The 14,676-nt window shown below is 58.5% G+C and carries 13 protein-coding genes; 5 read left to right on the plus strand and 8 right to left on the minus strand.

Features of this window, described 5'->3' with window-relative positions; genetic code table 11:
- Window positions 1-240 precede the first annotated feature (240 nt).
- The gene (locus tag EYC95_RS23790; RefSeq protein ID WP_131062493.1) at window positions 241-1,443 is read left to right on the plus strand and encodes a hypothetical protein; all 1,203 of its coding nucleotides are present in this window, start codon (window positions 241-243) and stop codon (window positions 1,441-1,443) included.
- A gap of 31 nt (window positions 1,444-1,474) precedes the next feature.
- Here EYC95_RS23790 and EYC95_RS23795 read toward each other — a convergent pair whose 3' ends face one another.
- The 7 genes from EYC95_RS23795 to EYC95_RS23830 form a co-directional block, all read right to left on the minus strand.
- A complete protein-coding gene (locus EYC95_RS23795; protein WP_256656995.1) occupies window positions 1,475-2,278 on the minus strand; it encodes a hypothetical protein in 804 nt (267 codons plus the stop codon).
- A gap of 307 nt (window positions 2,279-2,585) precedes the next feature.
- Entirely contained in the window at window positions 2,586-2,840 is a 255-nt protein-coding gene (locus EYC95_RS23800) for a hypothetical protein (protein WP_131062495.1), read from the minus strand.
- On the minus strand, window positions 2,837-3,970 hold the full coding sequence (locus EYC95_RS23805) for a hypothetical protein (RefSeq protein ID WP_131062496.1): 1,134 nt from the start codon (window positions 3,968-3,970) through the stop codon (window positions 2,837-2,839). The genes EYC95_RS23800 and EYC95_RS23805 overlap by 4 nt, the downstream gene beginning before the upstream one ends.
- Window positions 3,951-7,580: a toxin VasX gene (locus EYC95_RS23810; protein WP_131062497.1), complete on the minus strand. Its 3,630-nt coding sequence runs from the start codon at window positions 7,578-7,580 to the stop codon at window positions 3,951-3,953. Before EYC95_RS23810 ends, EYC95_RS23805 begins: the two co-directional genes overlap by 20 nt.
- Window positions 7,581-8,541: 961 nt before the next feature.
- Window positions 8,542-8,817: an HU family DNA-binding protein gene (locus tag EYC95_RS23820; RefSeq protein WP_003213368.1), complete on the minus strand. Its 276-nt coding sequence runs from the start codon at window positions 8,815-8,817 to the stop codon at window positions 8,542-8,544.
- A gap of 194 nt (window positions 8,818-9,011) precedes the next feature.
- Window positions 9,012-10,160 (minus strand): NAD(P)/FAD-dependent oxidoreductase, encoded by a 1,149-nt coding sequence (locus EYC95_RS23825; RefSeq protein WP_131062498.1) that lies wholly within the window; start codon window positions 10,158-10,160, stop codon window positions 9,012-9,014.
- Between the two features lie 21 nt (window positions 10,161-10,181).
- Window positions 10,182-10,349, minus strand: coding sequence for a rubredoxin (locus tag EYC95_RS23830; protein ID WP_007954349.1), 168 nt, complete (start codon window positions 10,347-10,349; stop codon window positions 10,182-10,184).
- 202 nt (window positions 10,350-10,551) lie between these two features.
- Here EYC95_RS23830 and EYC95_RS23835 point away from each other — a divergent pair, with 202 nt between their 5' ends.
- On the plus strand, window positions 10,552-11,115 hold the full coding sequence (locus EYC95_RS23835) for a chorismate lyase (RefSeq protein WP_131062499.1): 564 nt from the start codon (window positions 10,552-10,554) through the stop codon (window positions 11,113-11,115).
- The gene (gene ubiA / locus EYC95_RS23840; protein ID WP_131062500.1) at window positions 11,115-12,005 is read left to right on the plus strand and encodes a 4-hydroxybenzoate octaprenyltransferase; all 891 of its coding nucleotides are present in this window, start codon (window positions 11,115-11,117) and stop codon (window positions 12,003-12,005) included. Before EYC95_RS23835 ends, ubiA begins: the two co-directional genes overlap by 1 nt.
- Window positions 12,006-12,060: 55 nt before the next feature.
- On the opposite strand, the gene EYC95_RS23845 is transcribed toward ubiA, so the two are convergent.
- Entirely contained in the window at window positions 12,061-12,447 is a 387-nt protein-coding gene (locus EYC95_RS23845) for a hypothetical protein (protein WP_131062501.1), read from the minus strand.
- 152 nt (window positions 12,448-12,599) lie between these two features.
- On the opposite strand from EYC95_RS23845, the gene phoB reads away from it, so the two are divergent.
- Window positions 12,600-13,289 carry a phosphate regulon transcriptional regulator PhoB gene (gene phoB, locus EYC95_RS23850; RefSeq protein WP_008150066.1) on the plus strand — a complete coding sequence of 230 codons (690 nt, stop codon included), beginning with the start codon at window positions 12,600-12,602 and terminating at the stop codon, window positions 13,287-13,289.
- 74 nt (window positions 13,290-13,363) lie between these two features.
- Window positions 13,364-14,650, plus strand: a complete 1,287-nt coding sequence (gene phoR / locus EYC95_RS23855; protein WP_256656996.1) for a phosphate regulon sensor histidine kinase PhoR — start codon at window positions 13,364-13,366, stop codon at window positions 14,648-14,650.
- Window positions 14,651-14,676 lie beyond the last annotated feature (26 nt).

Below are 14,676 nucleotides of genomic sequence, written 5' to 3' on the forward strand. Positions count from 1 at the left end.
ACCAGCCGGCCGGAAACCATTGAGATAGAGCCATCCGACGCTGCCACCTTAATAAACCTTGTATTCATTGCCGATTCGCCCCCTGAGGCGGACGTGAAGCATGCCAAAAATAAAATATTATGAATGTAGGAGCATTCCGAAATGTTGCCAATATCAATGAATAAATCGACGAGAGACAACATCCAATAAGAAAAGTGCCATCATCATGATGGCCATTTGTATTTCTAACAAAGTTCCAAAATGGAACTTTCAGTATCGCGGAAAATTCATACCGGGTTGCAAGATCCCTCCTACATCAATCCTTTAGATACATTGTTAGCGTGCCGCGCACTTTGCGACTTGTTCAGGCCAAGCGGCTCCGGCATCGCGATATTTTTCTCTCAGCTCAAGGACGAGCTAAAGAAGCAAAAGGATATGCGCATGTTCGCACCGGCCAATGCTGCCCACTTGGCAATCTCACCTGACTACCACAGATGCCTGCCCATCGAGCTGCACAGTCAGGCGGATGCATTTATCCGTTATCTGCACGAGCTACCCAGTAAATCACCGGTCGAGTGCCCGCAGTGTGGTCATCCACGCTTCAGACTGGAGGCCATGCCAAACCTGCGTCTTCCGTTTTACCGCTGTGCGGTTTGCAATAAAGGCTTTAACTGCCTGTCGAAAAATCCATTTTCGGGGTATGGGCTTATGCACCTGTGGTCCGCCTACGGACAGTACCTCTTAGCGGGCTGGCCTATGCCCAATGTTGCCAAAGCGATGGGCATTTCTCCCAGCACCACGTGGCGCTGGATTAAACCCTGCCGTGCGGTAATGGCTAAAGAATTTCCCGCGTTGTACCACTGGTGGTCTGCGCGACAAGATCGAACCGACCTGGAACCGCCGCCGCATATTGCGGCCCAGGCCCAGATGTTCCTGAGCGGGTTAGAGCATTTGCTGACGACTCAACAGGCTGTTTGCTCAAGGTGTGGATCACTTGACATGAAGCGTGTCGATGAGCGGCGTCCTAATTTCTACTGTTCTGGCTGCTCAAGCACGTTGAGCTTACTGCGTGGCACGGTGCTGTCCCGATTGGGTTATCCGGAACACTGGCTGGGTTTTGCTCAGGGGGTGATCAATGGCGAAAGCGTGGTTGATTTGCAACGCCGTACAGGACTTTGCGGACCAGCCTGCAAGCGCTGGCAAGTGCGTATTACGCAGATGCTAGAACAGCAGGGGCACACCGAGTTGATCCGGTGGATTACCTGGCTGCGCAGTCGCCGGGTGAAAGAGGTAAATGATTTTGTGCGTGAAGGCGGGCAATTGGAGGCTGTAACCGGTTCTCGCTACTCCGCTGATTCAAATCGGCGGTTTTCGGTTCCGCCAAAGCGCTTGCGAAGCGGCACTGAAGACATTTCAAGCAACAAGTCTGGAACGACATTAAATGTTCCCACTGTTGTCGGCTAATTGTCCGAGCCGATTACTTTGGAATAACACCTCATGCGCGACGTTTGTCGGTCGGATTTAAACGCTGTACCTCGGCAAAGATCTCGGTGATCGGGCGTCGCGGCTGACGTTTGTGCAGGGCGCGGACCTGTGCGCTCATGCGCAGCAGTTCTTCACTCGGCGTGGCCCATTGTTCCTTCGGTAACGGCTCGGACCATTGGCGCATCACCTCGGGCAAGACGTGCGGGGCCATTTTCTGAAGGCGGCGGATTTCCCATTCGGTCAGGTAGTTGGGAATCGTCCACAGCGTCATGACGTGGTACAGGTACCAGAAAAAACCCGAGAGCCGGTTGCGGGAACCGTCGCGGATTTGCTCGTGCATGCGTGCGCGGGCGTTGCGGAAGGTTTGCAGGCCTTCGTGAGGCGGGTCGTCGGGGCCTTGCAGGTCTTGCAAGTCCTGGATGGATTTGAGGTCGTTGACTTCGTATTCCATGTAGCCACGGATCGCTTCCCAGTAGCTGATGGCGATGGGCAGGCCGGTGCAGGGGAATTCGACGCTGGTGAGGATTTCGCCATGCTGGAAACCGATGCCCATGCCGTATTGGCGGCGGATGCCGTACTGGGTGGCGCTTTGGGCTTCGATGACCCAGGCCGAAAGGGACTCCCAGGGGACGAAGACCGGTTCGGTGGCATCCTCTGGCATGAAACAGACTTCGCGGCGTTGGCGGTTCAAGCGGGTGGGGATGATTTCGGCGCGTTTGTTGTGGTTGTGGAGCCAGACGCAGAGGCCGATGAATAGGGTGCTGAAGCCGGTTACTGCCGCATACCCATGGCCTTCGTGGAATATAGCCGTCATTGAGTCCCAGATAGCTTCTCTGCCGTAACCAAAAATAACCCCAAGAAACCCAGTAAATAGAGGGAATAGGAAGGCAATCATAAATGCGCCACTGAATGGTCCGCCTAATATGACTTGCCATGAGAACACCTCTGGCGATCCCAACCCGAAGTCCATGTACACCTCATTTAATTCCCCGATGTGAGGGCCATGAGGCGGCAACGGTGTTGGAAGCGGCAGCGGCGCGAGATAGGTAATCTTCCCGCTTGGAAAGGGCTCGACATCTCCGGCTTTGCGCGATTGCTCAAGGTGCGGTACCGGCATGGGGCTATCCAGGTTGTTGGGCATGGTCGGCCAACTCCAGCAAATGGGTTTCAACCAGCAACAGGGGCGGATGCTCGATGACTGTGTTGGGCGGCAGCGAAGGAAAACGGCCTTCGCCACGAGGGTTGAGGTGAATGACGTGGGTGCGAGAGATCCACTGGCCGTTGTCCACCAAGACGTGCACCGATTTGTAGGAGCAAGGCTTACCCGCGATGACGGCGGTGTGAGCGACGCGGTTCGTCCAGTCAGAACGCTTCATGCGCGTCGTTTGCCCGTGCTGTCGCCCCGATACACCTCGGCAAAAATCTCGGTGATTGTCCGGCGAGGTTGACGTTTGTGTAGCTGCCGAACCAGCTCACTCATCCGCACGAGTTCTTCGCTCGGCTTGGCCCATTGCTCCTTGGGCAGCGGCTCGGACCATTGGCGCATCACCTCGGGCAAGACGTGCGGGGCCATTTTCTGAAGGCGGCGGATTTCCCATTCGGTCAGGTGGTTGGGAATCGTCCACAGTGTCATGACGTGGTACAGGTACCAGAAAAAACCCGAGACTCGATTGCGGGAACCGTCGCGGATTTGCTGATGCATGCGCGCGCGCGCGTTGTGGAAGGTGTGTAGGCCTTCGTGGGGCGGGTCGTCGGGGCCTTGCAGGTCTTGCAAGTCCTGGATGGATTTGAGGTCGTTGACTTCGTATTCCATGTAGCCACGGATCGCTTCCCAGTAGCTGATGGCGATGGGCAGGCCGGTGCAGGGGAATTCGACGCTGGTGAGGATTTCGCCATGCTGGAAACCGATGCCCATGCCGTATTGGCGGCGGATGCCGTATTGGGTGGCGCTTTGGGCTTCGATGACCCAGGCCGAGAGGGACTCCCAGGGGACGAAGACCGGTTCGGTGGCGTCTTCGGGCATGAAACAGACTTCGCGGCGTTGGCGGTTCAAGCGGGTGGGGATGATTTCGGCGCGTTTGTTGTGGTTGTGGAGCCAGACGCAGAGGCCGATGAATAGGGTGAGAAAACCGGTTACTAGGGCGAGCTCATACGCCTCCTCTATGAACATACGAGTTGTGATGTCTTGTATATCCTCCCAGCTTTGGCCGAACAGAAAAAACATGAAGCCGCTGAACAGAGGTATCAAAAATGCAATCATAAATGCACCACTGAATGGTCCGCCTAATATGACTTGCCATGAGAACACCTCTGGCGATCCCAACCCGAAGTCCATGTACACCTCATTTAATTCCCCGATGTGAGGGCCATGAGGCGGCAACGGTGTTGGAAGCGGCAGCGGCGCGAGATAGGTAATCTTCCCGCTTGGAAAGGGCTCGACATCTCCGGCTTTGCGCGATTGCTCAAGGTGCGGTACCGGCATGGGGCTATCCAGGTTGTTGGGCATGGTCGGCCAACTCCAGCAAATGGGTTTCAACCAGCAACAGGGGCGGATGCTCGATAACTGTATTGGGCGGCAGCGAAGGAAAATGCCCTTCGCCACGAGGATTAAGGTGGATGACGTGGGTGCGGGAGATCCACTGTCCTTTGGCATTCAACACTTGCACGCATACCCCCAGTTCCAGTGTCTCGACCACGGGCGCCATTGGGGCATTACGATTCAGCGGATATTGCAGGCATACAATCAGCGGGTCTGCTTGCACGACTTCCAGGCTGTCCGTCACTTCATTACTGATCACATCCTTGCGTTCGCGGGCGGTACCGCGGCTGTCGAGTGGGCGGTAAAGCCGATGGGCGCCAATGCCCAAGCGGTGGGAGGGTTTCCCACTTAATGGGGGCTGGAAGTCGCTTAGTTTCACCCTCGGTAGCTCCAGATGGATATCGCTGGGTTTGGCGCGCAAAAACAGGTTCTTCAGCAATGAGTCATGTTTGTTCAAGCCAAGTTGTGCAGTAGGGGCGTGAAGTAAATCGCCGAGGTAACGTTGGTACTCATCCAGGGTGTGGTTACCGCGTTCATCGGTGTCCAGGCTCCATGGTGTGGTTTTGAGCCATTTATCGTGGGCGCTGATGTTGTAGCGGTTGAACAGCCAGGTGCCGCCAAACTCCAAAACGGTAAACAAGAAGCCGGCCAGGTTGACCCGGAAAAAGACTGTTGAAAGACGTGTGCCGGCGGCGGCCCACGCGGCTGTTCGTGCCGCGGCACTCCTTGCAGTCAGGACTTTAAAAGTGGCGTGCACGGTATGGCTAAGGCCATTGGCATTAACAGCCGTCATGCCGGCAGCACCCACTGTGCCAAGAGCAGCGCTTCTTTGGGCCGCGCGGTTGCCACTGCGCGTCGCTTGCTGCCAATTCTGCTGTTGGGTATTCAGGCTGATTACAGAGGCCCCGAAACCGAATAAATAGGTAAAGTAACCCAGTCCAACATGCATTTTTCCCATCTGCACATGCACATTCTGCAAGGCGTGATGTTGAAGAGCCTCGACTAACTTATCGCTGCGCGCCTTCAGTGCGGTGTCTGCCAAGCTTTGAGCTGCGGCGAACCCAGCAGCGCCGGTAGCGGTTACTGCATTCATCAACGGTCCTAGTTTCTGTTTGTCTTTCGTCTGTTTCGTCATCTCTCGATAAGCCACCACCAAATTCACCGCCTGCGCCAAAAACACCAACAACCCAACCCCTTCGCTCTTGATCAAGTCTGCCTTCGGCACACTCTGAATCCCCAGCCGAATGTTCTTCAGCAAACTCCTCACCTCCTGCTGCTGCGCCGGTGGAAATACCACCGTCACCCCCGCCCGAGCCGGGGTGGCACCGTAGGTGCGCACCGACTGATCCGGCAGTTCGGCAATCGGGCTCAGCGCGCCCGCCAGTCGGCCTTCGAGTTGAGTCAATTGCGCACGCACCCGATCGATCTCGGTCTGCAACTCAACCGCCCGTTGGGTCTTGTGTCCCGGCAGGTTTTTGTTGTGGGTAAGCCGGTTGCGCTCACGGGTCAAACTCTTTTGGTAAGCGCGCTCCCTGAGCACGTCCTTGATGTCGGTTTGCAGCGCCGCGTGTTCGGCCGGGCTGGCGACAGTAAAGGTCACCCCGGTGCTTTTCGCCGCATCGAGGATCCGTGCCGGCAGCGCTTTGGGCAGATGGCGGAACAGTTCGTCGAGGTCGGGGACTTTTCCACCCGCCAGATCGAAGCCCTCCAGCGCGCGACTCAGGCCCAGGTTCAACGCTGGGCTGTAGCTGTGTTGCACCGCGTCGGCCATGGCGCGGGTGTGTTCGGGCAAATCGTCGAGGGCCGGCAGGTGCGCTTGTTCGATTTTTCGCAGGGTTTCCAACCAATCGGGCAGCTTGCTGAACAGGCCGGTCCCAGCATTGGATAGCACGCTGTATTGCACCAGCAGCTCAGGCCGAACGCGTAGCGGCAAGGTGTAAAACGCGGATCGGGTCAACTCCGGGTGTTTTTCCAGGTAACCCAGCATCTCTTCACTGGCATGGTCGCTGCGGCAGATGTCTTTGATACAGGCGTATTCAGCAGCGAAAACCTCGGCCAATTGCTGCGGCTCGTGCGCGTCGTAGTACCAGGCCGAACGATGGTAACGCCCGGCACATACCAGCATCGTACGGTCAGCGGTGATGCGTTCGAGCAAGCGGTTCCAGCGCCCGAGGTCTGCGCGGTGCTGAAACAACGCGTCGTCCATGGCGGGGCGGTCGATGAAATCGTTGATCCCGCGTTTGCCCGTGATATTGGAGCCCGCGATCACGTCCTCAATGCGTTTGTTTTGCTCCTTGCCGAGCTTAATCAGCGTTTTGAGGTGCTGCTCAACGAAGTCGGTGGGGGCCATCGCAAAGTGCTGGCGGGTGTAGTAACTGCGGTCCGCGTCGTCAATGGCGCGCCTGTGTGCAGTGATGTCTGGATTGCCCCCCTGATACTTGAGCATCTCCTGGACTTCGGCTTGGGCTTCCTTGCGCATCTGCACCAGCTCCGGGGAGGGTGGTACGTCGACAGGCTCGACCTTGCCGCCCTTGTTCAGGTAATCCAGCAAGGCTTTGCGGGTCTGTTCCCGATCCGGTTCGGGCAACTGTTGCAGATCGACGAGCAGCGCATTGACCGCCGGGTCGTCGCTGGCATTGGCCAGGTTGCCGACATCCGCGGGACTGAGCAGGCTCAAGGACTCGATGTAGCAAGCCAGCAAGTAATCGCGTTCGTTGTGGTCGGCGTTGCTCCAGTCGTCGACCCAACCGACCGCGGTGTTTTGATACTCGGCCAGATCACGCAGCACGCCGAGGTCGTCCTGCACCACGAGGAACAGCGTGTCGTCCTGATAAGCCGGGCGGACCCGCCCGAGAAACTCGCCAATGTGCGCCTCGCGAAAGCGCCGCGGCTGCTCCCACAAATAGGGTTCACGTTCGTGCGCGGGAGCGTCGCAGACCTGCAGCGTCGGCAATAGAACGGCGTCCGGTGGCGACTCGGCTTCCAGGTCGGCGCGGTCTTGGGCGGCTTGGGCCTGCTGGACCGGTACCGTAGCAATCTCTGCCAGCCACTGCTTGCCTTGCGCGACCGTCAGCAGATGCTCGCCACCGGTTTGGCAATGCACCGGGCCGAGATCGACGGCCTGCATGAAGTGTTCGCGTTCCTCGCGGCTGTCGAGCACTTGCATGCATTTGGTCGCCGTCCACTGCACTTCGGCGAAGGTCACATGCAGGGTGCTGCGTCTTGAAAACACCAGCGCCGGACGCTCTTCGATGGGTGTACGCCGATCATCAACGACCTTGGCGCCCTTGTGCAGCAAGGCACTGACCAGTCCGTTGAGTACGCGGTATTCATGCAGGTGACCGGTGACGCTGTCGATAACGTACAACCAGCCATCGCGCAGCATGCGAATGCCCAGCGGGCGGGTCGTCAGGGCATACGGCAGCTTCAGTTCGGCACTCGGATCGAGGGGTTTTTCCACCAGTCCATAACGCAAGGGCAACAACTGCACATGGGTTTGGCGCAAGGGGCAGGCACCCAGAGAGCCAATGGGGGATTTGGATGCCGCAGCTGCGGCGAGGTTGGCTAGATGGGTCATGGGCGCCCCCGTTGGCTGGCCGAGCGGCGGGCCAAATCAGCGGCCAGCGACATGCGCTCGCCGGGGGATTGCAGCGATTGAGTATGGAGCGTTGGGGGGATGCGCTCGGGCTGATTGAGTACCTGAATGTCGCAGGAAAAATCAGCGTCGTGTCTGAAAATGACTTGGTTGGCAGCACTGTGCATCCACATATCCCTGTGTCTATTAAAGACACGGGACTTTGCGTGGATCTACGAATTGGTGAAGTCAGGCAAATCGATGTTTTGTGTAGGACGGATCCGTTAAGTCGCTGTCTGCGGTCGGGTGCGGACTATTTGGCACAAGTCTTCGTAGCAGAGGGAAGTGGGCAAACATCGACCGCTTACAGAAGAGTCCAGAGCCTGCATCGACAAATTCGGAATGCCCTATGGAAGCTGGTAAGGAGTGCAAAAACTTCCGGTAGCTAAAACCGATGACAGCGCCTGTTTAAAACACCTCAAGGTTACTTCCTGCAAGCTACAACACCTTGCGCCGTTGCCTACGGCTGCGCCAGAATCCGCCGGCTTGTGCGCCTTGGGGCCGGTCGGTACCTTCATTCCTGTCACTGATCGTCAGTGATCGGGTTTAGTCGCTCGCTGGAAATTGAAGTAGCACAAGCGTCCGTCAGACAGGTATTTCCTACCTGCATTTGATGGTGGCTGGCCGATGGGGTGCATTTGTTGGTGGAGCGAGCATTGGATCATCTGGATGAACCGGAAATGGCAGCGATATTCGCCAAGCAACAAAACCGAGTTATCTGATCCGTTAAGTAGTTCAGAAGCAACGCATCCTATAGCAGCTGGCGAGGCCTGCGTTCGGTTCGGGCCGCGTCTTGCCTTGACTGATCGGCATTACCTCGCGACCCATAAAAAAATGGGCACCCAACCTGGTTGGCGTGCCCATCTTTATTCCGCTCCCCTGCTACGCGAGATTTGGATGCGGATTACGGATTAACGCTGTCTTTCAACGATTTGCCTGGCTTGAACGCAACGGTGTTGCTGGCCTTGATTTTGACGGGCTCACCGGTTTGCGGGTTTTTGCCGGTGCGGGCACCGCGATGGCGTTGCAGGAAGGTACCGAAACCCACCAGCGTGACGCTGTCCTTGCGGTGCAGAGCGCCGGTGATTTCTTCGAGAACGGCGTTGAGAACGCGGTTGGCCTGCTCTTTGGTGAGGTCTGCTTTTTCAGCAATTGCTGCGGCGAGTTCTGGTTTACGCATGTTAGTGAAGCCCCTTTGACGGTTTTTTGTTGTTATGTCCGTGCTGTTCTCGCTGGAACAGCGCCCAAAGCGCCGCAGGTGCTCTACTCTGCGGCAGACGGGAGTGAGAATGGCATGCACGGAAGACCCGCGCCAGTCTCGGCGCGACCTTTGTAGGGGCAAAAGAGGGGTGATTCCGACAGAACGACCGGTATTTACGCCAGCAGTGCCGGAAGCTCTTTGTTCAGGGCCAGTTTTTCCATCACCGCCGCGCCTGTCAGGGCATAACCGAGCAGTTTTCCGCTGGTATCGCGACACAATACTTTGATGTCCGCGCCCTGCCCTTCGACGGTCCAGACGCCCTCGGCGCCCCGTGGTGGCGGCGAAACCACCAACGGACAGACCGGGGTTTTCACGGTGATCGGCATCGGGCCATAACTCACGGCCGTAGGGTTGCCAGCGAGGGTTTGTGCCAGCGCTCTCGCACAGCTCATCAGGGGCATGACGTACAACAAGCTCAGCCCATCGACCTCGGCACAATCCCCCAGCGCGTAGATATTGGCGTGGGAGGTTTTCAGGTGGCGGTCGACCACCACGCCGCGATTGACCTGCACACCGGCCGCAGCCGCCAGATCGATACGTGGACGCAGGCCAATGGCCGAGACCACCACGTCGCACGGAATCACCTGCCCATCGGACAGATGCGCTTCCAGGCCGTCCGCGACGCGCTGCAAGCGGTTGAGTACCGGCCCAAGGTGGAAGCGCGCGCCCATGCTTTCCAGCCCGGCCTGAACCGCAGCGGCTGCGGCCGGGTGCAACAGGGTCGGCATGATCTGTTCGCATGGTGCAACCAGTTGCACCTCGTAGCCGCCGAGGATCAAGTCGTTGGCGAACTCGCAACCGATCAGGCCGGCACCGAGCAGCAGCACCCGGCGTTTGCCCGCCGCGGCGGCACGGAAGCGTGCGTAATCTTCCAGGTCGTTGATCGGAAACACCGCATCAGCCGCGTCGCCTTCGATGGGCACCCGCACGGTTTCCGCCCCCCAGGCGAGGATCAGGTCGCGATAAATCACCGCTTCCTCACCGATCCAAAGGCGTTTGTGGCCCGGATCGATGCCGCTGATACGCGTATGAGTGCGCACTTCAGCCTTCAATTGGTCGGCCATGGCGCCCGGCTCGGCCATGCTCAGGCCGTCGGCGTCTTTGTTCTTGCCAAAACCGGTGGAGAGCATCGGCTTGGAGTAGGAGCGTCCGTCATCGGCGGTAATCAGCAGCAGCGGGGTTTCGCCATCGAGCTTGCGAAACTCGCGGGCCAGGTTGTAGCCGGCCAGCCCAGTGCCGACGATCACGACAGGTGCGTTCATTCCTTACTCCTCGGTTTCTTATTAGTTGATTTCAATCATTTCGAAATCCATCTTGCCGACGCCGCAGTCCGGGCACAGCCAGTCTTCCGGTACGTCTTGCCACAGCGTGCCCGGCGCAATGCCGTCGTCCGGCCAGCCGTCGGCTTCGTTATAGATCAGGCCGCAGACCACACATTGCCACTTTTTCATTCAGGTACTTCCTCAGGATTCAGGCTTATTGCCGGCGCGAACGGTCGATAGGTGGAGCGATGCCGTCCGGCTCAGGGGCGTTTTGTACTGATCGGGCAAGGCAGATGCAAGCCTGTTCGGCGCGACGACGGCCCGGATCAATCAAAATCGCTGGCTGACATGGTAAGCTCGCCGCCTCATTTGCTGCCAATAATGACTCACTGTGCCGCACTCAAAATTCCCCACCGCGACCCCGTTCTGGCTCCCTGAAAGCCAACTGACGCCCCTTCCTGACACGTCTACCCTCGACTGGTTGTTCGACGAAGGCTCTCTGACCCGACGGCTGATCCGTTTGTCGAATGACGGCTTCAGCGTCACGCCACTCTTCGAAGGCTGGCAGCCCCTGCGCGCCGATGAATGCGCCGCACTGGATCTGGCCGAAGGCAGCGAGGGCTGGGTTCGCGAGGTGTATCTGCGCGGCCACGGCGAGGCCTGGGTGTTTGCACGCAGCGTGGCGGCGCGCAGCGCATTGCAGGGCGACGGTTTGCACATGGACGAATTGGGCAGCCGTTCCCTGGGCGAATTGCTGTTTTGCGATCAAGCGTTCCAGCGCCGCGCTATCGAGGTTTGTCATTATCCTCAACAGTGGCTGCCGATGGAGTCCCGGGCACCTGAACTGTGGGGCCGGCGCTCGCGTTTCGACCGTGGCGCCTTGAGCGTGCTGGTGGCCGAAATTTTCTTGCCGACCCTGTGGAACGCTACCCGCGCCCATCCGGAGAATTGCTGATGTACCAGAGCCTGCTCAAGTCCCTGAATCGCTTGAACCCTCGGGCCTGGGATTTCGTTCAGCTGACCCGCATGGACAAGCCGATCGGCATTTATCTGCTGCTGTGGCCGACGCTATGGGCACTGTGGATTGCCGGTAAAGGTTCACCGTCACTGGCCAACATCGTCATTTTCGTCCTCGGTGTGGTGCTGACCCGCGCCGGCGGCTGCGTAATTAATGACTGGGCGGACCGCAAAGTCGACGGCCACGTGAAGCGCACCGAACAGCGGCCATTGGTGAGCGGCAAGATCAGTTCCAAAGAAGCCCTGGTGTTCTTCGCGCTGCTGATGGGCGTGAGCTTTTTGCTGGTGCTGTGCACCAATGCCACGACGGTCTGGCTGTCGTTCGGTGGTTTGGCTCTGGCCTTCACTTACCCGTTCATGAAGCGCTACACCTATTACCCACAAGTGGTGCTGGGCGCGGCGTTCTCTTGGGGCATGCCGATGGCATTCACCGCCGAGACTGGTGAACTGCCAGCGGCCGCCTGGCTGCTGTGGATCGCCAACCTGCTGTGGACGGTGGGCTACGACACCTATTACGCCATGACTGACCGCGACGACGACCTGAAGATAGGCGTGAAATCCACAGCGATTCTGTTTGGCGAAGCGGACCGGGTGATCATCCTGACCCTGCAAGGGCTGGCGCTGGGTTGCCTGCTGCTGGCCGGGTCGAAATTCGAGCTCGGCGGCTGGTTCCACTTGGGATTGCTGGCGGCAGCGGGCTGTTTTGCGTGGGAGTTTTGGCACACCCGCGGCAAGGACCGGATGCGCTGCTTCAAGGCGTTTTTGCACAACCACTGGGCCGGGTTGGCGATTTTTGTCGGGATTGTGCTGGATTACGCCACTCGCTGATCGCCCCAACCGCTGCCGAACGCATGTTTCGGTAGCGGCTATAGGCTTTGATTGATTACTTCTGCGACTCGTGCATGACGTGCCAGACGTTCTTCATTTTGTCGCCTACCATGTCACCGGGTTTTTTGTCATTCACGAACGTGTAAAGCGGTTTACCGTCGTAGGCATATTGACTCGTGCCGTCATCGCGCTTGATAACGCTCCACTTGCCTTCGGCCTTTGCACCCGCCGGAGCCATCATTGGCGGCCAGTTCTTGGCACAATCATCGTTACACATTGACTTGCCGCCAGCATCCTCGTCGAACGTGTACACCGTCATACCCTTATGATCGACCATCATTCCGTCTTTCATCATTGCTGGCTCAGCCGCGAAGGCCATCGATGGCAACGCCAGGGCCGCGGTCAGCATCAGAGCCTTGATGGATTGCGAGTATAGCTTCATGGAAACCTTCCTTTTGTGGTTGTCAGGATTCGGAATTAGAGCTTAGTTCAGGATCACAACAATCGCCGGGCGACTAGAATACTGTCACACGACTGCAATAATTCCGTTATCTAATGCGGCGCAAGACAGTTAAATGACAAGAGGATTAAGGCATGGTTGGCAGGAGCATTCTGATCGTCGACGACGAAGCGCCCATTCGCGAAATGATCGCCGTTGCGTTGGAAATGGCCGGCTATGACTGCCTGGAGGCTGAGAACTCCCAGCAGGCCCATGCCATCATCGTTGACCGCAAGCCGGACCTGATCCTGCTGGACTGGATGCTACCCGGCACCTCCGGTATCGAGTTGGCCCGACGCCTCAAGCGTGATGAGCTGACCGGGGACATCCCGATCATCATGCTCACCGCCAAGGGCGAAGAGGACAACAAGATCCAGGGCCTGGAAGTCGGCGCCGATGACTACATCACTAAGCCTTTTTCCCCACGTGAGCTGGTGGCGCGCCTGAAGGCCGTGCTGCGCCGCGCCGGCCCTACCGATGGCGAGACGCCGATCGAAGTCGGTGGCCTGCTGCTGGACCCGATCAGCCATCGTGTGACCATCGACGGCAAACCCGCTGAGATGGGCCCGACTGAATACCGTCTGCTGCAATTTTTCATGACTCACCAGGAGCGTGCCTACACCCGTGGCCAGTTGCTGGATCAGGTCTGGGGCGGCAACGTGTATGTCGAAGAGCGCACCGTCGACGTGCACATCCGTCGCCTGCGCAAAGCCCTCGGCGACGCCTACGAAAATCTGGTACAAACCGTGCGCGGAACCGGCTACCGGTTTTCCACCAAGGCCTGAGCTGACCGCCAGACTCGCTGACAAGGACGCGTGTTCAATTGAACCAAAACTGGCATGGCACCCTGATTCGCCACATGTTGTTGCTGGTGACCGGCTGTTTGGTGATCGGCCTGATTACCGGCTACTACGGCTGGAGCCTCGCCGCGGGCCTGGGCCTTTACCTGGCCTGGACCCTCAAGCAATTGCTGCGGCTGCACGAATGGCTGCGGCTGCACAAAGCCGACGAAGCCCCCCCCGACGGCTATGGCCTGTGGGGTGAGGTGTTCGACAGCATCTATCACCTGCAACGCCGTGACCAACGTGTGCGCGGACGTCTGCAAGCGGTGATCGACCGGGTTCAGGAATCCACCGCCGCGCTGAAAGACGCCGTCATCATGCTCGACAGCGACGGCAACCTGGAATGGTGGAACCGCGCCGCCGAGACCCTGCTCGGCCTCAAGACACCGCAAGACAGCGGTCAGCCGGTCGCCAACCTGGTACGCCATCCGCGCTTCAAGGAATATTTCGAGCAGAACAGCTACGCCGAACCGCTGGAAATTCCTTCGCCGACCAATGATCGCGTACGCATTCAGCTGTACATCACCCGCTACGGCAACAACGAACACCTGATGCTGGTGCGCGACGTGACGCGCATTCATCAGCTGGAACAGATGCGCAAAGACTTCATCGCCAACGTGTCCCACGAATTGCGCACACCGCTGACGGTGATCTGCGGCTACCTGGAAACCCTGCTCGACAACGTCGAGGAGGTGAACCCGCGCTGGACCCGTGCCTTGCAGCAAATGCAGCAGCAAGGCGGGCGCATGCAGACCTTGCTCAACGACTTGCTGCTGTTGGCCAAACTGGAAGCCACCGATTACCCGTCGGACAACCAGCCGGTGGTCATCGACGGCTTGCTGCAATCGATCACTGGCGATGCCCAGCAGTTGTCCGGCCAGAAAAACCAACGCATCACCCTGGAAGCCGATCCGACGATTCTGCTCAAGGGCAGCGAAGCCGAGTTGCGCAGCGCGTTTTCCAATCTGGTGTTCAACGCGGTGAAATACACCCCGGCCGAAGGCAATATCCGCATTCGCTGGTGGGGCGATGAGCAAGGCGCACATTTGAGCGTGCAGGACTCCGGGATCGGCATCGACAGCAAACACCTGCCGCGCCTGACCGAACGTTTCTACCGCGTCGACTCCAGCCGCAACTCCAACACCGGCGGCACTGGCCTCGGCCTGGCGATCGTCAAACACGTATTGCTACGACACCGCGCGCGGATGGAAATCAGCAGTGTGCCGGGGCATGGCAGCACGTTTACCTGCCATTTTGCGCCGGCCCAAGTCACGAAAACCCGGGTCATCAGCACCGCCGACTGATACCGGCCAGCACTCGCCACTAGGCA

The organism is Pseudomonas sp. BGI-2 (genome assembly GCF_004310295.1).
GTDB lineage: Bacteria > Pseudomonadota > Gammaproteobacteria > Pseudomonadales > Pseudomonadaceae > Aquipseudomonas.

Excerpts from the sequence above, each read along its gene's own strand:
- EYC95_RS23790 (WP_131062493.1), top strand. The coding sequence starts at position 241 with ATGGAACTTTCAGTATCGCGGAAAATTCATACCGGGTTGCAAGATCCC.
- EYC95_RS23795 (WP_256656995.1), bottom strand. The coding sequence starts at position 2,278 with ATGACGGCTATATTCCACGAAGGCCATGGGTATGCGGCAGTAACCGGC.
- EYC95_RS23800 (WP_131062495.1), bottom strand. The coding sequence starts at position 2,840 with ATGAAGCGTTCTGACTGGACGAACCGCGTCGCTCACACCGCCGTCATC.
- EYC95_RS23805 (WP_131062496.1), bottom strand. The coding sequence starts at position 3,970 with ATGCCCAACAACCTGGATAGCCCCATGCCGGTACCGCACCTTGAGCAA.
- EYC95_RS23810 (WP_131062497.1), bottom strand. The coding sequence starts at position 7,580 with ATGACCCATCTAGCCAACCTCGCCGCAGCTGCGGCATCCAAATCCCCC.
- EYC95_RS23820 (WP_003213368.1), bottom strand. The coding sequence starts at position 8,817 with ATGCGTAAACCAGAACTCGCCGCAGCAATTGCTGAAAAAGCAGACCTC.
- EYC95_RS23825 (WP_131062498.1), bottom strand. The coding sequence starts at position 10,160 with ATGAACGCACCTGTCGTGATCGTCGGCACTGGGCTGGCCGGCTACAAC.
- EYC95_RS23830 (WP_007954349.1), bottom strand. The coding sequence starts at position 10,349 with ATGAAAAAGTGGCAATGTGTGGTCTGCGGCCTGATCTATAACGAAGCC.
- ubiA (WP_131062500.1), top strand. The coding sequence starts at position 11,115 with ATGTACCAGAGCCTGCTCAAGTCCCTGAATCGCTTGAACCCTCGGGCC.
- EYC95_RS23845 (WP_131062501.1), bottom strand. The coding sequence starts at position 12,447 with ATGAAGCTATACTCGCAATCCATCAAGGCTCTGATGCTGACCGCGGCC.
- phoB (WP_008150066.1), top strand. The coding sequence starts at position 12,600 with ATGGTTGGCAGGAGCATTCTGATCGTCGACGACGAAGCGCCCATTCGC.
- phoR (WP_256656996.1), top strand. The coding sequence starts at position 13,364 with ATGTTGTTGCTGGTGACCGGCTGTTTGGTGATCGGCCTGATTACCGGC.